The organism is Enterococcus sp. JM9B, assembly GCF_009933265.1.
Taxonomy (GTDB): domain Bacteria; phylum Bacillota; class Bacilli; order Lactobacillales; family Enterococcaceae; genus Enterococcus_C; species Enterococcus_C songbeiensis.
The window spans coordinates 80,315-106,556 of the sequence record NZ_MAEK01000034.1; the positions used below are offsets into that span (position 1 = coordinate 80,315).

The window sequence follows — 26,242 nt, forward strand, 5'->3', positions numbered from 1 at the left end:
GCCATGGATGCATTAGAACGGGAACCAGAAGTAAAAGCAGCCCTTGAACAGTTAACAGAATTACTAGCTGCTCACGAAACAATCCGATCTTTCAAACGGATCAAAGAAAAAATCGAAAAAAATCAGCATTTGCAAGAGTTGGAAGAAAAAATTAAAACCGCACAAAAAGAGGCCGTCAATTTTGCTCATTATGGAAAACCAGAAGCAGAAAAAGCTGCTATTGCTGCGGCAAATCGCTACACAGCAGAGTTTGAGGAACAGCCGCTAGTGATTGCTTATCGGGAAAAATTGTTGGAAGCCAACGATTTGCTGCATTTTGTGACGGATTCGTTGCAAAGACAAGTAAATGAAACAATTGAGGAGGAAAAACCGAATGCCTCAAAAGACTAAAAATACGCCTATGATGGAACAATATTTGGCAATCAAGGCACAGTACCAGGATGCATTCCTTTTTTACCGCTTAGGGGATTTTTATGAAATGTTTTACGAGGATGCTATCAAAGCCGCACAAATTTTGGAATTGACTTTGACCAGCCGCAACCGTAATGCCGACGACCCTATTCCCATGTGCGGAGTTCCTTACCATGCTGCCCAAGGATACGTGGATACGTTGATCGAACAAGGCTATAAAGTCGCAATCTGTGAACAAGTCGAAGATCCCAAAACGGCTAAAGGGATGGTTAAGCGAGAAGTCATTCAATTGGTGACCCCCGGAACCGTTATGGAAAGCAAGGGGCTTTCGGCTAAGGACAATAATTTTTTGACGGCGCTGACCTTTACCGGTAAAGACTACGGATTTGCTTATGTGGATTTGAGTACCGGTGAACTAAAAGCCACCGTTTTAAAAGATGAAGAAGCCATCATTAATGAAGCTTCTGCGCTGCAAACCAAAGAAATCGTTTTTGGCAGTGAAATTTCAGATGAGCTGAAAAAACAATTGAAGGATCGATTGAACGTGGTTTTCTCCACGCAGGAAACCATTGAGGAAAATGCAGAATTTCAATTTTTGACCAGTGAACTGACTAATTCAGTGGAAAAAGAAGTGGCGGGAAAACTGCTGTGCTATTTATCCATCACTCAAAAGCGTAGTTTGGCACATTTGCAAAAAGCTGTGGACTATCAACCAGATCATTTTTTGAAGATGGATTATTATTCGAAATTTAATTTAGAACTGAGCCAATCAATTCGTACCGGAAAAAAACACGGCACTTTATTGTGGCTGTTGGATGAAACCAAGACGGCAATGGGGGGACGTTTGCTGAAACAATGGTTGGATCGACCCTTGATTCAAAAACAAGCAATCCTTGCCCGACAAGCAATGGTCGCTTCTCTGCTGAATAGTTATTTTGAACGGGCTGACCTGCAGGAAAATTTGACCAAGGTTTATGATTTGGAGCGTTTAGCTGGACGTGTGGCCTTTGGAAACGTCAACGGGCGGGATTTGATCCAATTAAAAACCTCTTTGCTGCAAGTTCCGCTGATTCGCGAATTGCTGACTGGAATCAATCAAGGGGAATGGAATGACCTGCTGGTAGATTTGGAACCGATGGAAGATCTGGTCCAATTGATTGAAGATGCCATCAATGAAGAGGCACCGTTGCAGATTACAGAAGGCAATGTTATCAAGGACGGGTTCAATGAAACGCTTGACCAATACCGTTTAGCGATGAAAAACGGCAAACAATGGTTGGCGGAATTAGAAGCCAAAGAACGAGCAGAAACCGGCATCCGTAATTTGAAGGTCGGCTTCAATCGGGTGTTTGGGTATTATATCGAGATCACGAAGGCCAATTTAGGCAATTTAGCAGAAGGCCGCTATGAACGAAAGCAAACTTTGGCAAATGCCGAACGTTTTATCACACCGGAACTGAAAAAATTGGAAACGCAAATTTTAGAGGCCGAAGAAAAATCAGTTGATTTGGAGTATCAATTATTCTTAGAGGTGCGGGAACAAATCAAGCAGGCTATCGAACGACTGCAAACCTTGGCAAAATCCCTCAGCGCGGTGGATGTTCTGCAAAGTTTTGCGATGATCGCTGAACGCTACCAATATGTACAACCGACTTTTGGCAAAGAGCTGAAAATTTTAGAAGGTCGCCATCCCGTTGTGGAAAAAGTTTTGGGGCATCAAGAATACATCCCAAATTCCATCACGATGGATCAAGAAACCCTGATTTTACTGATTACCGGTCCAAATATGTCAGGGAAAAGCACCTATATGCGGCAATTGGCATTGACTGTCATCATGGCGCAAATGGGGTGTTTCGTCCCCGCAGAAACGGCAAAGTTGCCGATTTTTGACCGGATTTTTACCCGCATTGGCGCCAGTGATGATTTAATCGCTGGACAAAGTACTTTTATGGTGGAGATGATGGAGGCCAATCAAGCTTTGCGTCATGCAACACCCAACAGTTTAATTTTATTTGATGAATTGGGACGGGGAACAGCAACCTATGATGGTATGGCGTTGGCGCAAGCCATTATTGAATATATCCATAAAGAAGTGAAAGCCAAGACCTTATTCTCTACTCATTATCATGAATTGACGGTTCTGGATGAAGCCTTGCCTCAACTGCGCAACATCCATGTGGGAGCAGTTGAAAAAGATGGCGATGTGGTTTTCCTTCATAAAATGATGGAAGGACCTGCGGATAAAAGTTATGGTATCCACGTGGCAAAAATTGCCGGATTGCCGACAAACTTGCTGGAACGAGCTGCAACAATCTTAAAGGGATTAGAAGCAGATACACCAGCTGTCTTGCAAGCTCCTCCTGCTGTCACTGAAGAAATCGAGCAGATGTCCTTATTCAGCGAAGTTTCTACCAGTGAATTAGGTGTGATTGATACGGTGAAAAAATTGAATTTATTAGAAATGACCCCAATGGAAGCATTGAATACATTGTACGAGTTGCAGAAACGGATTTAGAAAGAAGGCGTATCTATGGGAAAAATCCAAGAATTATCTGAACGTCTTGCCAATCAGATTGCCGCAGGGGAAGTGGTGGAGCGCCCCGCATCGGTGGTTAAAGAATTAGTGGAAAATGCGCTAGATGCCGGCAGTACCCAAATTGATATTCTAATTGAAGAAGCAGGTCTGCGTAAAATTCAGGTGACAGATAACGGTGAAGGAATCGCTGATGATGATGTGGTGAATGCATTTAAACGACATGCCACCAGCAAAATCCACAATCGGGATGATTTATTCCGAATACGAACACTGGGTTTTCGTGGCGAAGCCTTGCCAAGTATTGCTTCCGTATCCGAAGTGACCGTCGAAACAGCGGTGCAAGGAACGGAACAAGGAACCTTGCTGAAATTAAAAGGCGGTGCTGTTGAATCCCATACTCCTTCTGCTTTGCGGCAAGGAACCAAGATTACTGTGGAAAACTTATTTTTTAATACGCCAGCGCGTTTGAAATATGTTAAAACGGTTCAAACGGAATTAGCGAATATTGGGGATATCGTCAATCGGTTGGCACTGAGCCACCCCTCTGTTGCGTTTCGTTTGGTTCACGATGGTAATAAAATGTTGGCGACTGCCGGCAATGGCGATCTGAAACAGACCTTGGCGGGAATTTACGGCATTACTACGGCTAAAAAAATGTTGAAAATCCAAGCAGAAGATTTAGATTTTAAAATCGAAGGCTATGTTTCATTACCGGAAGTTACCCGATCCAGTCGGAATTATTTGTCAACAATTATCAATGGCCGGTATATCAAAAACTTTGCACTGAACAAAGCCATCGTCACAGGTTATGGCTCAAAATTAATGATCGGTCGTTTTCCTTTAGCAGTGATCGAGATCACGATGGACCCGCTATTGGTGGATGTCAATGTGCACCCAACCAAGCAGGAGGTCCGTTTATCAAAGGAAAAAGAATTGACAGAATTATTGAGCAAAGCCATCAATAATGCCTTGCGGGAAGAAAATCTAATCCCCAATGCAGCTGACAATTTAAGTTTTAAAAAGAAACAGACTCCTCAAGAAAAAACAGAACAGTTGGCGATGGATTTTGCTGAACCAAGAAACACTAAAGGTTTGTCTTACGATGCCGCCAGTGGAAAATTTTTTGTGGAGGAAAGTTATCAACAGACTGTGGAAAACCCTGTGGATAATCTTGTGGATATTGGTGGAAAACCAGCACCAGTTTTTTCACAGGAATCTAAAAAGGATGAATTTGTGCCGTTGGAGTCAGACGAGGTCACAGAAAAACCAAATGCTGCCAATGTCGTATCGGACTTCTCCGAGGAAGAGATTCGGCTCCATCCGGAATTTGATTTGGCCAATAAAGAATGTGAAACTTTGTTAGATAAAGTATTGGCTTCAGATGATCGTCCCACAGAACGTTTTCCACAATTGGATTATTTTGGTCAGATGCATGGAACCTATTTATTTGCCCAAAGTGAGCAGGGATTGTACATCATCGACCAGCATGCGGCGCAAGAACGGATCAAATACGAATATTATCGGGAAAAAATTGGGGATGTCACCAATGATTTGCAGGAATTGCTGGTGCCTTTTGTTTTAGATTACCCCAACAGTGATGCGCTAAAGCTGAAGGAAAAAGCTGAACTGTTGGAAAATGTAGGGATTTATTTAGAAGAATTCGGCGCCAACAGCTTCATTGTTCGAGCTCATCCTGTATGGTATCCGAAAGGACAAGAAGAAGCGATTATTCGTGAAATGATCGATATGTTGCTGGTAACCGGCAGTGTCAGTGTCAAAAAATTCCGAGAAGCAACTGCAATCATGATGAGCTGTAAGCGATCCATCAAGGCCAATCATCATTTGAACGAGGCTCAAGCCCGCGTGTTGCTGCAGGATTTAGCGACCTGTGAAAATCCCTTTAACTGTCCCCATGGACGCCCGGTACTGATTCACTTCACTAACAGCGACATGGAAAAAATGTTTAAACGAATCCAAGATCCTCATAAAACGAAGGAGACGATGTAAAAAATGGCGATTATTTTAGCGTCGCAATCACCACGGCGAAAACAATTGCTTGCCCATATTGTCGATAATTTTACGGTTGAACCTGCCGATATTGACGAAACAGTTCACGAAAAGGATCAGCCAGAAGAATACGTCATGCGAATGGCAAAAACCAAAGCAAAAACCGTTGCAAAACAGCATGAGAATGATTTAGTGATTGCATGTGACACCATCGTAGTGGCCGGTGGGAAAATTTTAGGAAAACCCAAATCTCGGGAAGCAGCATTTGAGATGCTCAGTCTGATGAGCGGTCAAATGCATCATGTATATACGGCGGTAGTTTTGCGTAAAGGTCGGCAAATGCTCACCAAATTGGTTCCTGCCAAAGTTCTCTTTTTTGACTTGACGGATGCAGAGATTAATCAGTATCTCGATGAAGGAGATTACGTGGATAAAGCTGGTGCATATGGAATCCAAGGAAAAGCCGGGATGTTTGTAAAAAAGGTGGATGGCGATTACTATAGTATTGTGGGCTTTCCTGTAGGCGCAATTTATCAGATGATGAAGGAAATTAAGTAGGTTTGCTTCCACTAAAGGAGGATTTCCAATGGCAGAATATTCAAAAGAAGAATTGAAAAAGCAACTTTCACCAATGGCTTATGCAGTTACGCAAGAAAGCGCAACGGAACAGCCATTCACGGGAGAATACGATAATTTTTATGAAAAAGGCATTTACGTGGATATTATCAGCGGCAAACCGTTGTTTTCTTCTACCGAAAAATTTGATGCCGGCTGTGGCTGGCCTTCTTTCAGCAAGCCGATTCTTCGAAAAGAAATCAAAGAGAAAGCTGACTTTTCTCATGGAATGCACCGAGTTGAGGTTCGTAGTGATGAAACGAATGCGCATTTAGGACATGTTTTTTCAGATGGACCGGAAGAAAAAGGCGGCTTGCGCTACTGCATCAACTCCGCCGCTTTGCGCTTTGTTTCGTTAGAGGAAATGGATCAACAAGGCTATAGTGAATACAAAGAATATGTGGAATAATAGGAAATAAAGCCCGCTTTTGAAAAGGGGCTTTATTTTTTTTGCTGACGATTGTTGAGCAGTAATCAAGGCAATCTTTCATTTCTAAAAAGTTTGACCATGATGGGGAAATAAAAGTTCTCCGCTAATTATACGTCAGTGTGTTGAATATTTTTTTGAATCGTTTCTAGAAATAGTTTGCTGACGTTGGGCAAGCTTCGGCTTTTACTCCAAATCAGAATATTGGGATCAGTTAATTGAGGTTCCAAAGGACGAAAGACGAGTCCGCTCTGTTGGGAGGTTTCGACTAAATTTTCATAGGTCAATGCCATGCAGGCACCGGTTTTAATCAACAAACTAGCGTTGAAAATCAGATTGTAGGTACCGATAAAATTAAACTGATCAAATAGTTCGTTGCTCCATTCTTTAAAAATCCCCCGCTGCTTTGCCTGCGCAGAAACAATTAAGGGGCGACCAATAAGATCAGCGGGAGAAATGGTTGAATGACGGGCAAGCGGTTCATCAGCCCGCATTAAGAGACCCCAACGATTTTCCTCAGGTAGAGTGAGAAAGTTATAGTTATCCAACTGTCGCCGTCCCATGATGACTCCAAATTCTAAAATACCACTATCTAATTGCGGTTCTATCAGGCTGGCATCTCCACTTCTTAGATTGATATGAATTTGGGGATATTTGTGAATGATCTGCTGAATTGTCTGCATGATGTAGGTCATGGCATGACTTTCACCAGAACCGATATCCAACGTTCCGCTAATGATGTCTTGCTTTTGTAAATTATATGTTGTCTTGTCAAACAAACGAATAATTTCTTGTGCACGTTCTAGTAGATAATAACCTTCTTGAGTCAAGTTTACTTGGCGATGGCTCCGTTCAAACAGCTTAACATTTAATTCAGTTTCCAAATCGATAATTTGGCGGGATAAAGCTGGCTGTGACACATGCAGGGACTGTGCTGCGTGGGAAAAATTTTGTTCTTGTGCAATGGCGACAAAATAGCGAAGAACACGAATATCCATGGAACCACTCCTTTTTCCATAACTAATTATTATAGTTATTAATACATTATAAGTATTTAACATTAGTATAATTTCCCAGTATACTGTAGTCAATCAATAAATAAGAAATGAGGGAAGTCAATGAAGTCAAAGATGGACTTGGGGACTGCGGCGTATGATCAGGTTGAAGAAATCAACGAAATTAATCAACCGTTACTCCAACAATTAAATACCGGTACCCATGACCAAGCAGAGATTCGTGAGCGAATCAGCAAAATTACCAATGAGACGATTGATGAAACAACTGAAATTCGTTTGCCATTTTGGTCGGATTTTGGTCGCAATTTACACATTGGGAAGCATGTTTTCATTAATAGCCATTCAATGTTCACCGATTTAGGCGGTATTTTTATTGGCGATCATGTGTTGATTGGACCGAATGTTACGATCGCCTCTGTCAATCATCGAATAGAACCGGCAGAACGGCGACATTTGGAATTGCAATCGGTGTATATCCATGAGAATGCATGGTTGGGGGCAAATGTCACAGTGACTCCAGGGGTGACAATCGGAGAGAATGCAATCGTCGCAGCCGGGGCAGTAGTGACGAACGATGTACCAGCAAATACGATTGTGGGTGGCGTTCCAGCCAAATTTATCAAAGGTATCAACTCTAATTATAAAGAACAACAGCCTTCCCAGTAATGTGACAACAAAAGTGTGACACGTTTTTGGTACTAGGCAAAATAATCATAGGTTCGAGAAAGGAATGTTTATTATGGCAATTCAAGACAAAGTAGTAGTAATCACAGGCGCATCATCAGGAATCGGAGAAGCAACGGCAAAATTATTGGCAAGCAAAGGAGCAAAAATTGTTCTGGGCGCTCGTCGTGAGGAAAAATTGCAAAAAATCGTTGAAGAAATCAAACAAGCAGGTGGCGAAGCTGTCTTTCGGGTCACCGACGTAACCAAACCAGCAGATAATGAAGCATTAGTTAATCTTGCAAAAGAAGCCTTTGGAAAAATTGATGTTATCTTTTTGAATGCCGGCTTGATGCCAAACTCACCGTTATCTGAATTGAAGACGGACGAATGGGATCAAATGGTGGACGTGAATATCAAAGGTGTTTTGAACGGGATCGCCGCTGTTTTACCAACCTTCAAAGGGCAAAAATCCGGGCATGTAATCACCACTTCTTCGGTTGCCGGGTTAAAAGCCTATCCTGGTGGCGCAGTTTACGGTGCCACAAAATGGGCTGTTCGAGATTTGATGGAAGTTTTGCGCATGGAATCAGCACAAGAAGGCAGCCATATCCGTACGGCAACGATTTATCCAGCCGCAATAAAAACGGAATTGTTAACGACGATCACCGATAAGGAAACAGAAAAAGGCATGTCCTCTCTTTATGAAACCTATCAAATTGGACCAGAAAGCGTTGCAAATATTGTTGCTTTTGCAATTGACCAACCAGAAGACACAAACGTTAATGAGTTCACCGTTGGACCTACCGATCAACCTTGGTAAAATGGGGCAACCAATTCCTTTGTTTCAAAAAGTTAGTAAGCACAAGTAAAAAAGTTCGGAGAATTTTGCTGATTCTCCGAACTTTTTTGTCGGCTCAGCTTAAAAAATTTTCCGCTGATTTAGCTAAACTAGGCAGAGAAAGAGCCAATCATTTCTCTGCCTTTTTTGTCGATGGAAACTGTGATACAATAAGGGGAACATATGTACAGAAAGGGTTAGGACATGTACGAATATATCATTGGACTTGTAACGGCGATCAATCCAGCTTATCTTGTATTGGAAACGCAGGGCATCGGCTATCAAATCGCATTGGGAAATCCCTATCGTTACAGCAGCAAAATGAATCAAGAAGTCAAAATTTATGTCCATCAAGTGATTCGGGAAGATGCGCATCTACTTTATGGTTTTGGAAAATTAGAAGAAAAACAATTATTTTTGCGCCTAATCAGCGTTTCTGGAATCGGACCAAAAAGTGCTTTGGCCATCATGGCAAATGAAGAGCACGATGGCATGATCGCAGCCATTGAATCCGGTGATGCCACGTATTTGACGAAGTTTCCCGGTGTTGGTAAAAAAACAGCGCAACAAATGATTTTGGATTTGAAGGGGAAATTGGGCGAATTGGCAGGAGAATTGCCGGCAATGCCGATTTTATCCGAGAATCAAGCCTTGGAAGAAGCTATGGCAGCTTTGTCTGCTTTGGGTTACAGTGAGAAAGAAACCAAGCGGGTAGAAAAATTATTGCCTGTTGATCCGCAAAAAACAACCGATGAATATTTGCGGGAAGCGCTAAAATTAATGATGAAAAAATAGGAGGAACGGTCAATGACAGACGAACGGATCGTTTCGCCGGAAACGACAGAGACGGAAGAAATCCTCGAAAAATCGTTGCGACCACAATACCTTTCACAGTATATCGGTCAGGATAAGGTTAAAGAAGAGCTGCGTATTTATATTGAAGCGGCGAAAAATCGTGAAGAATCCCTCGACCATGTGCTACTTTATGGACCACCGGGATTAGGAAAAACCACGATGGCCATGGTGATTGCTAACGAAATGGGTGTCAATATCCGCACCACCAGCGGACCGGCTGTTGAAAAACCGGGAGATTTGGTGGCGATTTTAAATGAATTGGAACCGGGGGATTTATTGTTCATTGATGAAATCCATCGTTTGCCGCGAGTTGCAGAAGAAATGCTGTATTCGGCGATGGAGGATTTTTATGTGGATATCATGGTTGGACAGGGAACCACGGCTCACCCGGTTCATTTTCCTTTGCCACCCTTTACACTTGTGGGGGCGACGACTCGTGCCGGGATGCTTTCAGCGCCATTACGGGATCGCTTTGGGATTATTAGTCACATGGAATATTATCAAGAGCAGGATCTGCGGGAAATCGTGTTGCGTTCGGCGGATATTTTTCAAACAGAAATTGTTACAGAAGGTGCAATCGAAATCGCACGACGATCAAGGGGAACCCCGCGAATCGCCAACCGTTTGTTGAAGCGGGTTCGGGATTTTGCTCAAGTACAGGCCGATGGAGTGATTGACCGCTTGATTGCCGATCGGGCGTTGAGCTTGCTGCAGGTGGATAAAGCCGGTTTGGATTATGTTGATCAAAAATTGATCAAAACGATGATCGAAATTTATGGCGGCGGACCAGTGGGATTAAGCACCCTGTCTGTCAATATTGGAGAAGAAACGGAAACGGTCGAGGACATGTACGAACCCTATCTGATTCAAAAGGGATTTTTAAAGCGTACTCCCCGTGGGCGAATTGCCACTCATCTTGCCTATGAACATTTTGGCTATTCATATCAAATTTCAGATTGAGGAAGAGGCTTATGACAGAAGGAAATCAGACAAAACGGGCAATTGGACGAGCCTTAGTCGCTTTGACACAAACCAAGCCCTATGAAAAAATCAGCGTGCAAGATATCGCTAAAAAAGCAGAAATCAATCGCCAGACGTTTTACTATCATTTTTCCGACAAAGCAGAATTACTGCGTTGGATTTATCTGAACGATTCCTTAAAATATTTGACCTCAGCAGAATTGTCCATCGATAATTGGGAAGAACAGGCATTAAAAATGCTGAAAACAATGAAGGGAAAAAACGTGTTCTACCAAGTGACGACTGAGAAAAATCGAGATGTTTTGATCAAAGAATTTTCATTGATCGTAACGAAATTATTCCGCAAATTGTTTGAACAGGTAGATACAGAAGGGGTATTGACTGAAAAGGACAAAGATTTTTATGGCCGTTTTTTTTCCTACGGCTGTAGTGGCGTCCTGCTTGCTTGGATTTCCGGCGGGTACCAGGAATCACCTTTAGAAATCGCTACTCAACTTTTTCAACTGGCAAAAGATGTTGAGTTTTTCTCTTTTCGGATGTATCAAAAGGAGGAGATAGAGTGAAGGTTTTATTTGTCTGTTTAGGAAATATTTGTCGCTCGCCCATGGCAGAAGGACTGATGCGGCAACGGGCACAGGAAAAAGGAATCGAGCTGTTTGTTGATTCAGCAGCAACCAGCAGTTGGGAAGCGGGAAATCCGCCCCATGAAGGAACACAAAATATTTTGCGGCAAGCCGGTATCGATTTTTCGAAAATGCATGCCCGACAAATCACGGAGACAGATTTTCATACGTTTGATTTTATCATTGGAATGGATCAAAACAATCTTCGAGATCTACAGAAAATTGCTCCCGCAGGTACAGAAAAGAAAATCCATTTATATCTGAGTGTCGTTCCCGACAAAAAAGCAATGGCCGTTCCTGATCCGTGGTATACCGGAGATTTTCAAGAAACCTACCAACTGCTAAAAGAAGGTCTGGATAGTTGGCTTGCCGTTTTGCAAGCTGAGCGAAACAGTAAGGCTTGAGTTTTAGCAGAAAATTATTTAGAATAGGCTTTACAAAAGCTGATTTGCTTGAAGCAGAAAGGGGTTTGCAATGGAAAAAAAATCGAAAATCAAAAAAATTCGTCAATTCGTTGCGCTTACTTCTAATACTTTACTCGATACATTTTTAAGTGATACTGCCGAGAATCGGCAACAAGAAAAAATCTCCGTAGAAATGCGGGATGCTATAAAAAAAGCAGCACGTCAGCACAGTCTGGTGGTTCTTCAAGTGGATAATCCCGATGCTGAACGAAAATTTGAAACAATCTCCGGCTGGTTGGTGGCTAAAAATAAAGATCGGCGACATTTGTTGATCAAATTACAAAAAGACAAGCAGCAGATTCGGATGGTTCCCTTAGAATCCGTTCGAAAAATCAGCATTCTTGCTCCAAATGGTCACCGAGAAAACATCTCCCGTTAAAAAAATAGTAGAAATCATCCTGAATTATTTCGTGGATGATTTTTTTGTTGGTAATTTTCTCAGTAAGAGAGTGGTAAAATAGGTGAAAGAAAAACAGAAATGAGGAAATAAAATGAATATAGTTGTATTGGCTGGCGGATTAAGTGATGAACGGGAAGTTTCTCTTTCTTCTGGAAGTCAGATTGCGAATGCATTGATGGCAAACGGTCATCAAGTAGTTTTGCTGGATGTGTACGAGGGAGCAGCAGATTGTAAAACCTTTGCCGAAGCCTTTGCGCAACATCGTATGGAAAAATATACGCATACAATCGATGAAAAAGCGCCAGATGTAGCTGAAATGAAAAAAATACAAGCTGATTTGGTAGGACCTAATGTGATTTCTATTTGTAAAACCAGTGATCTTGTTTTCCTGGCACTGCATGGAGGAATTGGAGAAAATGGACAGCTTCAAGCGTTATTCGATATGTATTCGATTGCGTATACTGGCTCCGGTTACAAAAGCAGCCTACTGGCAATGGATAAAAAGATTTCAAAAGAATTGCTAACGTATCATGGCATCAAAACTGCTCCTTGGCAAATACTTACGAAAGACAGTCCGGTTACAATCGATGGACCGGTGGTTGTCAAACCCAATGATAATGGTTCAAGTATCGGTGTTGAAATCGTAGAGAATCAGACGGATCTGGCGGATTCTTTGGCGGCGGCTTTTCAGTATTCAGAAACGGTTTTAGTGGAAGAAAAAATTGAAGGCAGAGAATTTTCCGTAGGCATTTTAGGGGAACAAGTTTTACCGATTATCGAGTTGATTCCCAAAGAAGGATTTTATGACTATAAAAATAAATACCAACAAGGCATGACTGAAGAAATTACACCAGCCGTTTTATCACCGGAGTTGACAGAAAAAATGCAGGCTTGTGCATGGCAAGTACATCAGCTGCTGGGACTTTCTGTTTATTCACGGGTGGATTTCATGTTGAGTCGTGAAAATGAAGTGTATGTGATCGAAGCCAATTCATTGCCGGGCATGACTCCACACAGTTTGCTTCCCCAAGAGGCTCAAGCTGCTGGAATTTCTTATCAAGAGCTATGCGAGAAAATCCTGCAGCTGTCGTTGGAGGGGGTTGGAAGAAATTAGCCGATAAAAATATAGCAGCATTATTTAGAGGAGAAGAATTTTTCAAGATATTTTGCGCTATATTCACTAGATAAGATAAAAAAGAAGCCTAAAATGAAATTAAGCAGTGACAAGCTATCAGGACCAAAAAAGCCAATGAAAACAAGTATTGCTCCAAATCCCATTATGAATGAGTCATAGTGGGATTTTATTTTTATTCGCTTTTGAAATTTGGGGTCTTCTTTGATTAACTGATCTAACGAAATCTCATATAAATTGCTTAAGGAAATTAAACTTTCGATGTCTGGACTGGTTTTTCCTGTTTCCCAATTAGAAATCGTCTGCCTAGAGACAAAAAGCTTTTCGGCTACTTCTTCTTGGGTCAATTGTCGCTCAATCCGACAGTTTTTAATTCGTTGACTGATATTCATATTATTATCACCACCTTTGATAGCAAGGATAGCTGAGAGTACTCTTTTTGTCTGTCAAAAGTATTTTACATAGAAGAAAATCTGTTGAAGTATGCGGAGTAATCATCTGAATCCTTTTGTTGCTCCACCATATTTTATCATAGGTAAAGACTCTTGCTAACTGAAGATATAGGTTGATATTTGTCAGTTCTACGGATTGCTGAATTTTGTTGAAACTCCTTTGGCAAATGAAATTGATTACAAAGAAATACATACAAACTCAAAGACAAAAGAATATTTCACCAAAGCTTATTGCGGAGTATATAACAAGGTTTTTTTATTCTACTATGGGTAATAAACTTCCTGTATGGATTCACAAATTGGAAGCAATGCTTGTTTATCGGTCAACGGTGCTTGAAAAAGATAATTCTCCACATAGTAGGTTGGATTAAACGTTTCAGTTAATGGAAGGGAATAAGTATTTGGTTTTAAGCTGCATCGCAGATAGGTAGATTCTGGTAATAGTTGAAATTTTTGCTTGCGATAAAACGCATTCGCGGCAAGATCTTCCTGAGTCCATAATTCACAGTAATGAATATCCTGTTCCAGCATAAGTTGTCGAGCGGTATACCACAATTGTTGCGCAATTTTTCTTTGGCGGAATTCTGGAAGAACGCCCATATGCCAAATAACGCCACCCGCTTGGTTTTTATTTGTTTGTAAGGCAGAGTGCAATTCGATATCCAAAAAGCCTACAAGCTGCCCATCTTCTTCAGCCACCAGTTCAACAGCTTCCTTATACTGTTCTTTTTCCCATCGGATATCTGTGGCATAACTAGTATCAAAAAATGCTAGCAAACGACATTTTATCCATTCTTTTTCATCACTAGTCAGATAATTTCGAATAATCAAATCCTGCAACTCCTCTCTCTTATTTTAGCATATGGAACAAACGGTAAAAGGAATAGGAAACTGATTTTTAATCAATAATTAGTAAAAATCCGTGGATTTTAAGCTAGAAATCATAAGAAAAAATGATGGTTAAAAAGATTGAAACCGAATGCAAATGAACATATAATGAGACCATGTTCATTTGAATAATTATACGGAAAAATAAGTATCTAAGTTGTTTGAAGGTATTTTTTGGAAAGGAGGAATTTTATTGGAAAAATATTTTAAGCAATATAAATTATTGTCGGTCACATATTTTTGTTCTGCCATATTTGCTGCTTTTATGACAGTATGTATTGCTTTTGTCTATCAGTTTTTATCTGAAGCAGCAACGAAAGGGGACCTCAATCATTTTATAAAAATCTCTTTGCTGGCTATTGTTTATTTTATAGTAGAAGTTATTTCCGATTATTTGCCCCGACTAACATCCACTAAATTAGTCCAAACAATTATGGATGCTTTAAGAAATGATCTGACTACCCGTTATTTAGATGAAGACATTCTGAAGAGCATGAAAGAACCTTCTTCTTCAAGAATCGCTCATATGACAAATGATTTACAGATTTTGGAGACAAATTATCTTAGACAGATAGTGTTTTCAGTACAGGTAATTGGCGTGTTCATCATTGCATTTATTTCTTCTTTTATTGTAAACGGTCCTTTAGCAAGCGTCATGATTCTTTTAGCCTTTGTACCATTTTTCAGTCCACTACTAAGCAAACATGTTTTAAAAGGGAAACGTTCTTTTTGGCAAGACAATAAGAATACGTATTTAGCAAGGTATGAGGAATTCTCAAAAAATTTAGCTTATCTGAAAATAAGTAATGCTGCCTTTCGTTTTAAACATAAACTACAAATTACCAGTGGGAAAGTCAAAGATGCCGCTGTTGATTTTGAAGCATCTCAGGGAAAGACCTTCACCATCATCTATGGTCTTGGAAATATCGTCTATTCAGGAACTTGGATCGTCGGTGGTTTTTTTGTATTAAATAATCGAGCAACTTTACCAGAACTGATTGCGATGACTACGCTAATGGGAACAATCGCCGGACCGATTCAGGCTTTTTCCAATTGTTACACGGAAATTACTTCCAGTAAACCGATTGCAGATAGAATACTGAGTTTATTGAAAGAGGAGCAACAGCAGCAGGATAGGGACTATGAAGTTACAGGAATAGAAACGATTTTACTTGATAACATAACGTTTGATTACAATAAGGTGCCTATCATTAAGGATATAAGTTTTACCTTTGAAAAAGGAAAGACCTATGCAATAAAAGGACGCAGTGGAACAGGAAAAAGCACATTACTGGAAATAATCATGGGCATAAGAAAACCAAAAAGCGGCAGTGTTTTCGTCAATAATAGAAACATTGCTTCAATCAAGCAAGCAACAGTTTTTGGACAGATAGCGTATATTCCACAAAAAACAGCAATTTTTGAAGGAAGTATCCAAGAGAATGTTGCGCTCTTTCAAAATTTGGATGATGGACAATTTAAAGAAGCAATGAAAAAAACAAATCTTCAAAAGTATAGCGAAGACAAAGAGACCTATAAACTCGATATGGAAAATAAATTGAGTGGTGGGGAGGAACGCAGGCTAGATATTGCTAGAGGGATTTATACCGATGCAGATGTGTTTATTTTTGACGAACCCACATCTGGATTGGATTTGGAGAATGAAAATTTGATCTCCAAAATTATTAGTGGAATAAAGAATAAAATCGTCATTGTTGTCACACATTCAGAAAATGAACAATTTATTCAGTCATTTGATTATGTAGTAGAGTTACGGGATGCTCACTTGCAAATGATAACGGCTGATGAAGCAACCCACAAAAAAATACCCGTCAGTGGGTAGCTGACGGGAAAGGGAGTAAAAAATGAAAAAGTGTTTTGTTAGGGTTGTTTATTGGGATGAGTATAGATTAACCAAAAGATGTGAACAAATCGTGACGAAAATGTTTCAAAAAATAAAAATTTGTTTTTAATCAAAAAAAATACCCGCCAGTGGGTAGCTGGCGGGAAGGAGTTAAAAATGAAAAAGTGTTAGTTAGGGTTGTTTGTTGGTATGCTTATATAGTAAGGAATAAATGTGAATAAATTGTGACGAAAGTCTTGGAAAGTTGTTAAGATTAGTTTAGAAATCTAAAGATCCAGGTTGGCGGCAGAGAAGGTGTCGCCGTGTTCAAAATCACCGTACTGATAACCCCGTTCAAACCAAGCAACTCGTTGAGCAGATGTTCCGTGGGTAAAACTATCCGGCACAACATAGCCCTGTGCTTGTTTTTGCAAGGTATCATCTCCAATTTGGTTGGCAGCATACATCGCTTCTTCGATATCCCCTACTTCTAAAATCGGTTGCCCGTTATAGGTTTCTCCAGTAAGATATTTAGCAAAAGAACCGGCAAAATAATCGGCTTGCAATTCTTGACGGACACTGTATTTGTTGAATTCCGTTTCAGAAAGTTGCTGGCGCAATTTTTCGATTTGCTGTGTGATTCCTAACTCATACTGGACATGGTGTCCGACTTCATGGGCAATGACATAAGCCATGGCGAAATCACCGGAGGCTCCGAATTGATTGGCTAATTCATCTGCAAAACTTAAATCCAAATAAACTTTTTGATCGCCGGGACAATAAAAGGGACCGATGGCTGAGCTGGCTTGTCCACAAGCTGAGCGAACACTGCCAGAATATAAGACAAGGGTTGGGTTCGTATAGGAACGCCCACTTTCTGAAAAAGCAGCGGTCCAGTAATCTTCCAAGTGAGCAAAAACAACGGAAGCAAATTCAGAGGTTTCCGAATCAGCGGTAGGATTGGCTTGCTGAACAATCGTCGTGTCGTAATTTCCACCGGCACCTTCACCTTCGAGAATAGAACCGAGGTCAACGTTGCCGCCGGAAAAAAGCAGCGAGAAGATGACTAGAAGCAACATTCCAATACCTCCACCGCCAAGAAGCTTTCCTGAAACTGGCGAGGAACTGCGGCGGTCTTCAACGTTTGAGCTGCGGCGATCGCCTTTCCAACGCATGTCATCACATCCTTTTAATGATTGATTGCAGAGCTTAGATTACGAAGTGTTTTATACAAAATAATAAATTGTTCGTCTTCTCCTGAATAATCCCATAAGAAAATGTTGATGTCTGGATAACTGTCTTTTAATAGCAAGGAAGAGCTGATAACAAGATCATAGGCGGATTTTTGCTGCCGATCATAGCGTTCGACGTCAACAAAATGCAGGTCCTCCAAAAATTGATACAATCCTTTGACCAGCAAGTAGTTGTGTTCTAGCGCAATACCTACTTTGACTTTTTTCGTGTGTTTTGCCCGATCATAGAAAGGAAGCAAGACATCTTTGAAAGCTTTGGTCATCAGTTCTTGTGTTTGTTCGGTGATATAGCCGGTTTCTGCGTTTTCATTTGTCGCTTTGTAGTCCGTAAAAAAGGCAGAGATTTTTTGTTCGATCTCCCGAATCGTGCCATCTTTTTTCCGTGGGGCAACCACTAGACGTTGGATGATTGGGAAGGGTTGTTTAAAAATGTAAAAAGCAAACGTAATGTTTATCAAGTTGCCCAAAATAATCGGCTGATCTAAAATCTGTGGCCGTTCGTTGAAAAAATTCTCTTTTGCAAAAGCAATGAAAGCAGTGACTAACGGATAAATTGGATTTTCTCTTGTGGAAAAATCCTGGATTGTCTGCTGCAAAGTCGGATCATCTTCGCGGGTATAAAACGGCATAAAGTGAGCGAGAAAATAGATATAGCTGGTCTCTGCTTTGACTTGACGCGGTGCCAAGGAATCCCCAAAATGCTCTTTGAATTTTTTGAAATCATAATAAGGATTGTTCAACATCAAAAAATTATAGGCTTTGTCATACTTAACAAAATGTTTTTTTTCGATTCGAGAAAGGACGATTGCGGCAAAATAGCGCAGTTCCAATTGTCCCATGTACGTACGTGACAAAGGAAAATAATTGCCGAAATCTTTGACCAAGGCATCGGCTTTTTTTCAGAAATGGCAAAGGGCCAGTCTAATCCCCGTGCCCCCAGCCAGACGATATTAAACAAAGCTAGCCGAACCAGCCGTTCATCACCTACCATACTTGCTTCGGTGTAGGTGAAGCGGATGTTGAATTTTTTTAAATGACGTTTCAATTTGTCAATTTTACGAGAAACCGTTGACCGACTGGAGTGGTAACGGACACAAAAATCATCGATAGATGGATTTTCTTCGTTTAAAAAATAGAGAACAAATTGAAACGGAATCGAGCTTTTTAATAAATGATAGCGGTACTTATCGATGGTGAAGGATAGATTCAAACAATTCACTTTTCCGGCACCCACAAAAATCGACTGATAGTGAGGATCCAGCTCACTCAATTCTGCATCGATTTCTGTCAAGTCGATCACTGTTTGTTGGTAATTCAAGTTCATCTCCGTGGCAATTTGCGATACGGGATAGCTTGTCTGCCCCACCGACATCAGTTTTTTATATAATTGATATTTTAATAATGTGGTTGAATCCATTATTAATTCTTCGTACAACATAAAACACCCTCCTATAAACCTTACTCCCTACAAATATTGTACCGTTTTTTTTATTTGCTGTCAGTTGAAAACCTCGCGAAATGATCAAATACTGCAATTAATTTTCTTTTTCTGACCGTTTTGTCAAACTCAAAAGAATTCCAAGGAGAAAGCCCAGTCCTGCTGGTAAGATCCAGCCCATTCCGATAGCGAAAAAAGGCAGGTAGTTTTCAGCGGCAGAAAGTAAAAATTGTACGAAGGAAGTTTCTTTGATTAATGCAGGAGAAGCATTCAGCCCATCCAAAATCGAAGCAATCAGCGTGAAAGCTGTTGTCATTTGATAAACGATTTGATGGTGCCCAAACAACGGACTCAACAAGGCGAGTAAAATCAAGGTCATCGCCAGCGGATAAATAAACATCAAGACCGGTGTGGAAAATTCAATGATCTTTGTTAAGCCAACATTGGCAAAAATGCCCGGTAAAATACTGGCAACTGCGATAAAAAGTTGATAGCTTCTACGGGGAAACAATTCGACAAAGGTTTCAGCAAAGGCGGTAATCAATCCAATTGCTGTTTTTAGACAAGCAGTGATTACAATCAAAGCCAAGAGAAAACTTCCCGTTCGTCCCAGATAGTGATTGGCGATTTGTGCCAATGCCACACCGCCATTTTCACTAATAGGAAATTTTCCTAAACTCATGGTTCCCATGTACGCTAGCAAGGTATAGATGATTCCCATCAATAAAATACTGATGGAACCGGATTTTACCGTATCAATAGCAATCGTTGCCGGTTTTGTAACCCCCATCCCTTTAATAGTGGTAACAATAATAATCCCGAATGCCAAGGAAGCTAAGGCATCAAGGGTGTTGTAGCCTTGCGTAAAGCCGGTGAAAAAAGGATGAGTGTCGTAAGAAACTGCGACGTCAGCAGAAGAGACCGTACCCATCGGGTTTAAAAAGGCGAACAACAATAGAATGCCCAGCAATAGTAAGAATAGGGGATTTAAAAATTTTCCTACGTAATCCAGCAATTTTGTTGGTTTGCGGGAAACCCACCAAGCCAGTGCAAAAAAGAGTAGACTGAATACCGCTAAAAAAAGAGTATGAGATTCCTGTGGGACAAACGGAGCGACTCCGATTTCAAACGAGGTGGTAGCCAATCGAGGCAAAGCAAAAAAAGGACCGATTACAAGATAAAGCAAGATGGTAAAGACCATTGCATACTTTTTATTAATCCGGGTGGCTAAGTCATACAAGCCACTGCTTTGTGACATACCGATCGCCACGACACCAAGAAAAGGCAGTCCAATCCCAGTGATCAAAAAGCCCAAATTGGCAAAGAAAATATTCCCGCCGGCTTCTTGTCCCATGTGAACGGGAAAAATCAGATTTCCTGCACCAAAAAACAAACCAAACAGCATGGAACCGATGAATAAATAATCTTTAAACGTTAATTTTTTCTCCATTTTCTACCCCCTAAAAGAAATGTATTTCTCCAAAAATAGCAAAATTCTTCAATTTTCGCAAGAATTTTCTAAATTTTCTATACAAATAAGCGTTAATTGAACCCAAACTAAAAAGAACGCCTGAAATCATTTTAACAGATTTCAGACGCAAAGAGCTATTTCTTTTCGAATTTGAGGTAGTAGATACCTAGTAAAATAAGGAACCAGACTGGCGTGACCAGTGCGGCTAAACGGGTCTCCGGTGAAAGCAGCAAGACAACGAAAACAAAAAGCAAGAAGGCAAATATCAAAATATTGCTTAATGGATAAAACGGCATTTTGAAGGAATGATTCTTTTTGCCAATCATGCTGCGGCGATACTTCATGTGAGTAAAGACCAACACGCCCCAAACGAACAAGAAACATGTCGTGGCAATACTTGTTACGACCGTAAATACTTGATCCGGCATAAAAAAGTTTAATACTACGGCAACAAAAATTACCAATGCCGAGAAGAATAAAGCTTTTCCGGGAACTTTGTGGGTGGTCAACTTGGTGAAATTCTTAGGGGCACTGCCTTCTTGTGCTAAAGACAACAGCATCCGACCGGTACTGTAAATTGCGCTGTTACAGGCAGAAGCGGCGGCGCTCAAAACGACGACGTTGATCACCGTTGCAGCGACAGTGATTCCAATCTCAGAAAAAACTTCCACAAAAGGACTTTCGTTGGTTGCCAAACTATTCCATGGATAGATGGCCATAATTGCAAACAACGAACCAAGGTAAAAGAGAATAATCCGAATCGGAATATTATTGATGGCTTCCGGCAAAACTTTTTTAGGATTTTCCGTTTCTCCGGCAACTAACCCCACGAGTTCGATGCCCACGAAGGCAAAGGTCACCATTTGAAACGAAAGGATGAAGCCTTTTCCGCCTTTTGGAAACCAACCGCCGTGGCTCCAAAGATTTGAGACTTGAACCGGACCGGCAGAAGTTTGAAAGCGAGTCACGATCATGTAACCGCCGATGGCAATCAAGGCGATGATTGCCACGACTTTGATCAGGGCAAACCAAAATTCCAATTCACCGAATAACGAAACGGCAATCAGATTTAAGGAAAGGAGCAGAGCAAGGGCGATGATTTCCGGTAGCCATTGTGGAATTGTAGGGAACCAATACTGCACATAAAGGCCCATTGCAGTCAAATCCGCCATTGCAATCGAAATCCAGCAAAACCAATAGGTCCAGCCGGTGATAAAGGCCCATTTTTTTCCTAAATATTCAGCAACAAAATCTAAAAACGAGTGATTCTCTACATTTGAAAGCAGCAACTCTCCTAAAGCCCGCATAATCAAAAAACAAATTCCGCCGGTAATCATATAGGCAAATAAGATGGAGGGACCTGCCAATTGAATCGATTTACCTGATCCTAAAAACAACCCGGTACCGATCGCTCCGCCAATCGAAATCAATTGGACGTGACGATTTTTCAGCCCGCGTTCTAATTCTTGTTTCTTTTCCATAGTTTTTTCATCCTAACATTTTGTCATACCTGCCATTTTAGCGAAATTTTCTGAAAATTTCAATCAGAATCGTGAATTCGTTAAAATCTACAAAAAAATCGGCTGATAGATAATCAGCCGATAAAATGGTTATCTTTCTTTTAATACCCGATGTAAAAATTCTTTGGTTCGTTCTTCTTTCGGATGAACAAAAATGTCTTCTGGCGTTCCTTCTTCGGCAATGACCCCTTTATCCATAAAGATCACTCGATCAGAAACTTCTTTGGCAAAGCTCATTTCATGGGTCACAATCAGCATGGTCAATCCGGTGTGTGCCAAATCATCCATGGTTTTAAGAACTTCTCCCACCATTTCCGGATCAAGAGCAGAAGTCGGTTCATCAAAAAGCATAACATCCGGTTCCATTGACAGCGCGCGGGCGATTGCCACCCGTTGTTTTTGTCCACCGGAAAGCTGTGACGGACGAGCATCGACAAACCGTTCCATCCCGACTTTTTCCAAGTTTTCTAACGCTACTTGTCGCGCCGCAGATTTGTTTCTTTTCAATACAGTAGTTTGTCCGGACATACAGTTTTCCAGAACGTTCATATTATTGAATAAATTAAAGGATTGGAAAACCATCCCCAAATTTGTGCGGTATTTTGACAAGCTGTAATCTTTGCCTAAGACATTTTCTCCTTTATAAAGAATGTCGCCGCCAGTAGGTTTTTCCAGTAAATTGATGCAACGTAAAAGGGTAGATTTCCCGGAACCAGAAGAACCGATGATCGTTACCACTTCTCCTTTGTTGACTTTCAGATTGATATCTTTTAACACTTCATTTTCACCAAAGCTTTTTTGCAGGTGATTGATTTCGATAATTGTATTCGACATGTGCTGCCTCCTCATTCTTAGGCAGAAAAGTTCAACCGATTTCTGCCGGTAATCTTGTCTCGCTTTATTTTTCTTGGGGAAGAACTTCTTCTTCATCTAATTGAACATAAGAAGCTGGACCATCGATCCGTTTTTCCACCAGACGCAAAATCCGAGTGATCGTAAAGGTCATCACAAGATAAATGATACCGATGATCGTAAAGACTTGGAAGAATTGGAAGTTCGCACCTGAGGCGGAATTTCCTTGGAAGAACAGGTCAGCAACACCAATAACACTTAAAACGGAAGTATCTTTAATATTGATTACAAATTCATTTCCGGTTGCCGGTAAAATGTTTCGTAAAACTTGCGGCAAAACAACTTTGCTCATGGTTTGATTATGGGTCATTCCGATGGCTTGCGCCGCTTCAAACTGTCCTTCATCGACTGCGAAAATTCCTCCCCGAACGATTTCGGACATATAAGCACCAGTATTGACGGAAACGATCAGCAAAGCAGCAACGGTTTTGTTTAAATTCAAGCCAAAGGCCAATGCCAAACCGTAGAAGATAACCATTGCTTGTACCATCATGGGGGTTCCTCGGAAAATTTCAATGTAAAGAGACAATAGCCAGTTAACGATTTTTTGGAAAATAAAAGTCAGTTTATTTTCCGATTTCGGTACGGTCCGGAAAACGCCAATCAGCAAACCAATCGTTGTTCCAGCAATCGTACCAAACAGCGCTACGCCCAAGGTTAATAGGGAGCCTCGTAAGAACAACATGCCGTATTGGCTGAGGATTTTTTTGAAATCCCCTAAAAGTCCCGCATCTTCTTCGCCTTTATCTGTAGCGGCAGGTTGATCTTTGATGGCTTGATCCATTGTTTCAATTCGAGTGGCTGAAGAAATTCCAGCTAAAATCCCGTTGACCTTTGCTACATCCGGATCGCCTTTACGCATTCCGACAGCGATTTGAACGTCTTCTGGATTGGTTTCAAATCCTTGTCCATCTTCAAACTCGATCATTTTCATTTTTTTATCAACACTCTCAGCGGTGATACCTTCTGGACGTTCGCTGACATAGCCATCGATCACACCGGAGGATAAGGCAGTTCGCATGGCAGAGAAATTATCCATCGCCTGTTCTTTTTTAACATCAGGAATTTGATCGATCACATTGTAATGGAAAGTATTTAATTGGGCGGTCAGTGCTGCACCGGCAAAATCCTCGATACTTTTTGCGTCTGCATATTTGCTGTCAGCTTGCGTAACAATAACCAATTGAGACTCGTAGTAGGGGTCCGTAAAATCAATTTCTTTTTTTCGTTCCGCTGTTGGAGACATTCCGGCGATGATTGCATCGATTTTTCCTGATTGTAGGGCAGGTGCTAAGCCATCCCATTTGATTTGTTGAATGACTAATTCTTTTCCTAATCCTTCAGCAACTTTTTTGGCAATTTGGACATCATAACCGCCTGCATAGGCTTGTTGCCCACTGATTTTCACTGCACCATTGGCATCCGTTTGCTGGGACCAGTTGAAGGGAGCATACCCTGCTTCCAAACCTACTCGAAATTCATTTTCAGGTGTTTTTTCATCTGCCAAAGCGGTTAAGGTTCCCCCTAATCCAATGATTGACAAAATGAACGCAAATAATACTGTTACCGAAACCTTTTTTTTCATAACTTTCTCCTTTTTTCCATTTTTTTGAACGAGATAAAGGGTATCAATTGCTGGCATCGTCGAAAAAAAAGACAGCCGTACCCTATGAAAAGGAACGGCTGTGGACTGACTGGTGATTAGTCGACAAGCCTCTCACAAAAACATAGCGCATCTTAGCAAGTTGCTAAGACAGTCCGCAAGCTATTGACTTGCGTCCCAACAAATAAACCAAGCAAAGATTTATTCATTTCGGCGATGTTCCCTAGTCCTGTTTCTGCGCATTTGCTTTGCTCCACAGGGGTAATGAACCTCGCGACCTCTACCTCAGTGAATGAGGCATCTCGTATTCAGTTGTTTCGTACACCTAAAAGACTACCCGAATAAAAAGGGCTTGTCAATCGATTTGCGTATAAAAACGCAAGAAATATTATAGTGATGGATGCTAATCCTTTGTCAGAATAGTTTCACATTGGTAGTATTGATAATTATGCATAAAAATTGTATATAAAAAACAAGCGAAACAAATCTTCCGCTTGTTCAAAAGTCTAAGCTGCTTTAGCTTTAGGTTCACGACCTAAAATTGCTTGAACAACAGTCAAACCGATCAATAATCCTAGAATCAAATAAATCAGGCTTGAATATTGTGTGATGCCCCAACCCCATGTACGATAAACGGCTAATGAGATCGCCAACACGATAGCTGCGATTACGTTGAACAAACCAAATGCCCAAAGATTGCCATTTTCTTTGCGAGCTAGATAAAAAATTGAAAAGAAGACGCTCAATGCTAACCAAGCGATACAAACAAGAATGATTGCCCAGTAAATAATAAATGGTACCATATAGATTCACCTCACTTTTATTCCATGGTCATTTTACCACGTTTTCCAAAGGGTGTCATGAGGGGATCGGTGAAACCTGCAAGAAGTTAAAAAATTGATTGACGATTTCGATGCTTTAGGATAGTTTTTAAGAGATAAATTGAAAAAAGGGAGTGTTTGGTATGTGGTTTGCTTCGGCGATCATTACGATTTTAGCGTGGGGGGCAGCAGATCTTTTCTACAAAAAAGGCAATCAGGAAGCAGATCGCCACAGTGCGATGAAAACCACGATCATGGTGGGGCTGGTTATGGGTCTGCACGTGCTGTTTTATTATGTGGTCTATCAAGGAATCAGCTATGATTGGAAAAATCTGTTGCTGTATTTGCCGGTTTCTGGCATGTATATTTTATCAATGGCAATCGGTTATTTCGGGTTGCGTTACATTGAAGTATCCATTTCTTCTCCTATCAGTAATTCTTCTGGTGCAGTGACTGCCGGATTGGGCTTTTTGATTATGGGCAATCGCATCAATGGTATTCAGTTGGCAGCAATTCTGTTGATATTGGTGGGGATTTTGTTACTGTCGATTTTTGAGAAGCAGCAAGATGATGCCGAATTGGTGGCAGAAGGGGTCCGTGTCGAGAAAAAATATCGGATCGGTGCGATTGCGATTTTGTTTCCCATTTTATACATGGTGATTGATGGACTGGGCACATTTTTAGACAGCTATTATTTGGAATACAAAAAAATCATGCCGGAAGATCAGGGTTTGATGAGTTACGAATTGACTTTCTTTATTGTGGCGCTCCTTTTATGGGCGTATTTGGAAATCGTAAAAAAAGAAAGTGTTCTTGTTTTTCGGGAGCGGGATAAGGGGATTGCGGCTTTGCTTGAAACGTTGGGCCAATTTTTTTATGTGGGAGCGATTTCCACCAAAGAGGCGGTTACTGTAGCACCTGTGATCTCAGCCTATGCCGTAGTTTCTATCCTTTTAGGTCGAATCTTTTTAAAAGAAAAATTAACTGTTAAGCATTATCTTGTGATTGCCGCAATTATGATTGGTATCATGATTTTAGGATTTTATGACGCCTGATAAAAAGAAATAGTT

26 protein-coding genes and 1 riboswitch are annotated in these 26,242 nt (G+C 40.9%); of the genes, 15 read left to right on the top strand and 11 right to left on the bottom strand.

Annotation, left to right across the window (positions count from 1 at the left end; all coding sequences use genetic code 11):
• Positions 1–3: 3 nt before the first annotated feature.
• Genes BAU16_RS11135 through msrB form a run of 5 tightly spaced genes read left to right on the top strand, consistent with a single transcriptional unit; the run spans position 4 to position 5,978 of the window.
• The gene (locus tag BAU16_RS11135) at positions 4–390 is read left to right on the top strand and encodes a YlbF family regulator (RefSeq protein ID WP_137604842.1); all 387 of its coding nucleotides are present in this window, start codon (positions 4–6) and stop codon (positions 388–390) included.
• Positions 374–2,926, top strand: coding sequence for a DNA mismatch repair protein MutS (gene mutS / locus BAU16_RS11140; protein ID WP_137604841.1), 2,553 nt, complete (start codon positions 374–376; stop codon positions 2,924–2,926). Before BAU16_RS11135 ends, mutS begins: the two co-directional genes overlap by 17 nt.
• Positions 2,927–2,941: 15 nt before the next feature.
• Positions 2,942–4,954, top strand: coding sequence for a DNA mismatch repair endonuclease MutL (gene mutL, locus BAU16_RS11145; RefSeq protein WP_161527095.1), 2,013 nt, complete (start codon positions 2,942–2,944; stop codon positions 4,952–4,954).
• Between the two features lie 3 nt (positions 4,955–4,957).
• Complete coding sequence (locus BAU16_RS11150) at positions 4,958–5,512, top strand: Maf family protein (protein WP_161527096.1); 555 nt, start codon at positions 4,958–4,960, stop codon at positions 5,510–5,512.
• Positions 5,513–5,540: 28 nt separating this feature from the next.
• Positions 5,541–5,978 carry a peptide-methionine (R)-S-oxide reductase MsrB gene (gene msrB / locus BAU16_RS11155; RefSeq protein ID WP_161527097.1) on the top strand — a complete coding sequence of 146 codons (438 nt, stop codon included), beginning with the start codon at positions 5,541–5,543 and terminating at the stop codon, positions 5,976–5,978.
• A gap of 128 nt (positions 5,979–6,106) precedes the next feature.
• On the opposite strand, the gene BAU16_RS11160 is transcribed toward msrB, so the two are convergent.
• Positions 6,107–6,994 (bottom strand): LysR family transcriptional regulator, encoded by an 888-nt coding sequence (locus BAU16_RS11160; RefSeq protein ID WP_048604503.1) that lies wholly within the window; start codon positions 6,992–6,994, stop codon positions 6,107–6,109.
• A 120-nt stretch (positions 6,995–7,114) separates the two neighbouring features.
• On the opposite strand from BAU16_RS11160, the gene BAU16_RS11165 reads away from it, so the two are divergent.
• From BAU16_RS11165 to BAU16_RS11200, 8 genes are all read left to right on the top strand, one after another.
• Positions 7,115–7,678: a DapH/DapD/GlmU-related protein gene (locus BAU16_RS11165; protein ID WP_161527098.1), complete on the top strand. Its 564-nt coding sequence runs from the start codon at positions 7,115–7,117 to the stop codon at positions 7,676–7,678.
• Between the two features lie 73 nt (positions 7,679–7,751).
• Positions 7,752–8,498 carry an SDR family oxidoreductase gene (locus BAU16_RS11170; RefSeq protein WP_048604501.1) on the top strand — a complete coding sequence of 249 codons (747 nt, stop codon included), beginning with the start codon at positions 7,752–7,754 and terminating at the stop codon, positions 8,496–8,498.
• A gap of 222 nt (positions 8,499–8,720) precedes the next feature.
• On the top strand, positions 8,721–9,311 hold the full coding sequence (gene ruvA / locus BAU16_RS11175) for a Holliday junction branch migration protein RuvA (RefSeq protein ID WP_048604500.1): 591 nt from the start codon (positions 8,721–8,723) through the stop codon (positions 9,309–9,311).
• Between the two features lie 12 nt (positions 9,312–9,323).
• Positions 9,324–10,331 carry a Holliday junction branch migration DNA helicase RuvB gene (gene ruvB / locus BAU16_RS11180; RefSeq protein WP_048604499.1) on the top strand — a complete coding sequence of 336 codons (1,008 nt, stop codon included), beginning with the start codon at positions 9,324–9,326 and terminating at the stop codon, positions 10,329–10,331.
• An 11-nt stretch (positions 10,332–10,342) separates the two neighbouring features.
• Positions 10,343–10,915 (top strand): TetR/AcrR family transcriptional regulator, encoded by a 573-nt coding sequence (locus BAU16_RS11185; protein ID WP_161527099.1) that lies wholly within the window; start codon positions 10,343–10,345, stop codon positions 10,913–10,915.
• Positions 10,912–11,379, top strand: coding sequence for a low molecular weight protein-tyrosine-phosphatase (locus BAU16_RS11190; RefSeq protein ID WP_261795778.1), 468 nt, complete (start codon positions 10,912–10,914; stop codon positions 11,377–11,379). Before BAU16_RS11185 ends, BAU16_RS11190 begins: the two co-directional genes overlap by 4 nt.
• 70 nt (positions 11,380–11,449) lie before the next feature.
• Positions 11,450–11,818: a hypothetical protein gene (locus BAU16_RS11195; RefSeq protein WP_048604497.1), complete on the top strand. Its 369-nt coding sequence runs from the start codon at positions 11,450–11,452 to the stop codon at positions 11,816–11,818.
• Between the two features lie 112 nt (positions 11,819–11,930).
• A complete protein-coding gene (locus BAU16_RS11200; protein WP_137604836.1) occupies positions 11,931–12,953 on the top strand; it encodes a D-alanine--D-alanine ligase family protein in 1,023 nt (340 codons plus the stop codon).
• A 20-nt stretch (positions 12,954–12,973) separates the two neighbouring features.
• Here the strand turns inward: BAU16_RS11200 and BAU16_RS11205 are convergent, their stop codons facing one another.
• Both BAU16_RS11205 and BAU16_RS11210 read right to left on the bottom strand, forming a co-directional pair.
• The gene (locus tag BAU16_RS11205; protein WP_137604835.1) at positions 12,974–13,363 is read right to left on the bottom strand and encodes a helix-turn-helix domain-containing protein; all 390 of its coding nucleotides are present in this window, start codon (positions 13,361–13,363) and stop codon (positions 12,974–12,976) included.
• A 324-nt stretch (positions 13,364–13,687) separates the two neighbouring features.
• Positions 13,688–14,254 (bottom strand): GNAT family N-acetyltransferase, encoded by a 567-nt coding sequence (locus BAU16_RS11210; protein ID WP_161527100.1) that lies wholly within the window; start codon positions 14,252–14,254, stop codon positions 13,688–13,690.
• Between the two features lie 250 nt (positions 14,255–14,504).
• Here BAU16_RS11210 and BAU16_RS11215 point away from each other — a divergent pair, with 250 nt between their 5' ends.
• Entirely contained in the window at positions 14,505–16,154 is a 1,650-nt protein-coding gene (locus BAU16_RS11215; protein ID WP_161527101.1) for an ATP-binding cassette domain-containing protein, read from the top strand.
• A 287-nt stretch (positions 16,155–16,441) separates the two neighbouring features.
• Here the strand turns inward: BAU16_RS11215 and ypfJ are convergent, their stop codons facing one another.
• From ypfJ to BAU16_RS11250, 8 genes are all read right to left on the bottom strand, one after another.
• Positions 16,442–17,329, bottom strand: coding sequence for a KPN_02809 family neutral zinc metallopeptidase (ypfJ, locus tag BAU16_RS11220; protein ID WP_161527102.1), 888 nt, complete (start codon positions 17,327–17,329; stop codon positions 16,442–16,444).
• 14 nt (positions 17,330–17,343) lie between these two features.
• The gene (locus BAU16_RS13775) at positions 17,344–18,261 is read right to left on the bottom strand and encodes a hypothetical protein (RefSeq protein WP_337248007.1); all 918 of its coding nucleotides are present in this window, start codon (positions 18,259–18,261) and stop codon (positions 17,344–17,346) included.
• Complete coding sequence (locus BAU16_RS13780) at positions 18,150–18,845, bottom strand: helix-turn-helix domain-containing protein (RefSeq protein ID WP_337248008.1); 696 nt, start codon at positions 18,843–18,845, stop codon at positions 18,150–18,152. Before BAU16_RS13780 ends, BAU16_RS13775 begins: the two co-directional genes overlap by 112 nt.
• A gap of 97 nt (positions 18,846–18,942) precedes the next feature.
• On the bottom strand, positions 18,943–20,295 hold the full coding sequence (gene brnQ, locus BAU16_RS11230) for a branched-chain amino acid transport system II carrier protein (RefSeq protein ID WP_048604492.1): 1,353 nt from the start codon (positions 20,293–20,295) through the stop codon (positions 18,943–18,945).
• 155 nt (positions 20,296–20,450) lie between these two features.
• A complete protein-coding gene (locus BAU16_RS11235; RefSeq protein ID WP_137604831.1) occupies positions 20,451–21,797 on the bottom strand; it encodes an amino acid permease in 1,347 nt (448 codons plus the stop codon).
• Between the two features lie 129 nt (positions 21,798–21,926).
• On the bottom strand, positions 21,927–22,670 hold the full coding sequence (locus BAU16_RS11240; RefSeq protein WP_048604490.1) for an amino acid ABC transporter ATP-binding protein: 744 nt from the start codon (positions 22,668–22,670) through the stop codon (positions 21,927–21,929).
• A 64-nt stretch (positions 22,671–22,734) separates the two neighbouring features.
• Complete coding sequence (locus tag BAU16_RS11245; RefSeq protein ID WP_137604830.1) at positions 22,735–24,333, bottom strand: ABC transporter permease subunit; 1,599 nt, start codon at positions 24,331–24,333, stop codon at positions 22,735–22,737.
• Between the two features lie 135 nt (positions 24,334–24,468).
• Positions 24,469–24,642, bottom strand: a riboswitch (Lysine riboswitch).
• Positions 24,643–24,857: 215 nt separating this feature from the next.
• Positions 24,858–25,154 carry a hypothetical protein gene (locus tag BAU16_RS11250; RefSeq protein ID WP_048604488.1) on the bottom strand — a complete coding sequence of 99 codons (297 nt, stop codon included), beginning with the start codon at positions 25,152–25,154 and terminating at the stop codon, positions 24,858–24,860.
• Positions 25,155–25,315: 161 nt separating this feature from the next.
• Between BAU16_RS11250 and BAU16_RS11255 the strand changes: the two genes are divergently transcribed.
• Positions 25,316–26,227: an EamA family transporter gene (locus BAU16_RS11255; RefSeq protein ID WP_161527103.1), complete on the top strand. Its 912-nt coding sequence runs from the start codon at positions 25,316–25,318 to the stop codon at positions 26,225–26,227.
• The last annotated feature ends 15 nt before the right edge of the window (positions 26,228–26,242 follow it).

Coding starts and splice junctions, on each gene's coding strand:
- BAU16_RS11135 (WP_137604842.1), top strand. CDS start 4: ATGGATGCATTAGAACGGGAACCAGAAGTAAAAGCAGCCCTTGAACAG.
- mutS (WP_137604841.1), top strand. CDS start 374: ATGCCTCAAAAGACTAAAAATACGCCTATGATGGAACAATATTTGGCA.
- mutL (WP_161527095.1), top strand. CDS start 2,942: ATGGGAAAAATCCAAGAATTATCTGAACGTCTTGCCAATCAGATTGCC.
- BAU16_RS11150 (WP_161527096.1), top strand. CDS start 4,958: ATGGCGATTATTTTAGCGTCGCAATCACCACGGCGAAAACAATTGCTT.
- msrB (WP_161527097.1), top strand. CDS start 5,541: ATGGCAGAATATTCAAAAGAAGAATTGAAAAAGCAACTTTCACCAATG.
- BAU16_RS11160 (WP_048604503.1), bottom strand. CDS start 6,994: ATGGATATTCGTGTTCTTCGCTATTTTGTCGCCATTGCACAAGAACAA.
- BAU16_RS11165 (WP_161527098.1), top strand. CDS start 7,115: ATGAAGTCAAAGATGGACTTGGGGACTGCGGCGTATGATCAGGTTGAA.
- BAU16_RS11170 (WP_048604501.1), top strand. CDS start 7,752: ATGGCAATTCAAGACAAAGTAGTAGTAATCACAGGCGCATCATCAGGA.
- ruvA (WP_048604500.1), top strand. CDS start 8,721: ATGTACGAATATATCATTGGACTTGTAACGGCGATCAATCCAGCTTAT.
- ruvB (WP_048604499.1), top strand. CDS start 9,324: ATGACAGACGAACGGATCGTTTCGCCGGAAACGACAGAGACGGAAGAA.
- BAU16_RS11185 (WP_161527099.1), top strand. CDS start 10,343: ATGACAGAAGGAAATCAGACAAAACGGGCAATTGGACGAGCCTTAGTC.
- BAU16_RS11195 (WP_048604497.1), top strand. CDS start 11,450: ATGGAAAAAAAATCGAAAATCAAAAAAATTCGTCAATTCGTTGCGCTT.
- BAU16_RS11200 (WP_137604836.1), top strand. CDS start 11,931: ATGAATATAGTTGTATTGGCTGGCGGATTAAGTGATGAACGGGAAGTT.
- BAU16_RS11205 (WP_137604835.1), bottom strand. CDS start 13,363: ATGAATATCAGTCAACGAATTAAAAACTGTCGGATTGAGCGACAATTG.
- ypfJ (WP_161527102.1), bottom strand. CDS start 17,329: ATGCGTTGGAAAGGCGATCGCCGCAGCTCAAACGTTGAAGACCGCCGC.
- BAU16_RS13780 (WP_337248008.1), bottom strand. CDS start 18,845: ATGTTGTACGAAGAATTAATAATGGATTCAACCACATTATTAAAATAT.
- brnQ (WP_048604492.1), bottom strand. CDS start 20,295: ATGGAGAAAAAATTAACGTTTAAAGATTATTTATTCATCGGTTCCATG.
- BAU16_RS11235 (WP_137604831.1), bottom strand. CDS start 21,797: ATGGAAAAGAAACAAGAATTAGAACGCGGGCTGAAAAATCGTCACGTC.
- BAU16_RS11240 (WP_048604490.1), bottom strand. CDS start 22,670: ATGTCGAATACAATTATCGAAATCAATCACCTGCAAAAAAGCTTTGGT.
- BAU16_RS11245 (WP_137604830.1), bottom strand. CDS start 24,333: ATGAAAAAAAAGGTTTCGGTAACAGTATTATTTGCGTTCATTTTGTCA.
- BAU16_RS11250 (WP_048604488.1), bottom strand. CDS start 25,154: ATGGTACCATTTATTATTTACTGGGCAATCATTCTTGTTTGTATCGCT.
- BAU16_RS11255 (WP_161527103.1), top strand. CDS start 25,316: ATGTGGTTTGCTTCGGCGATCATTACGATTTTAGCGTGGGGGGCAGCA.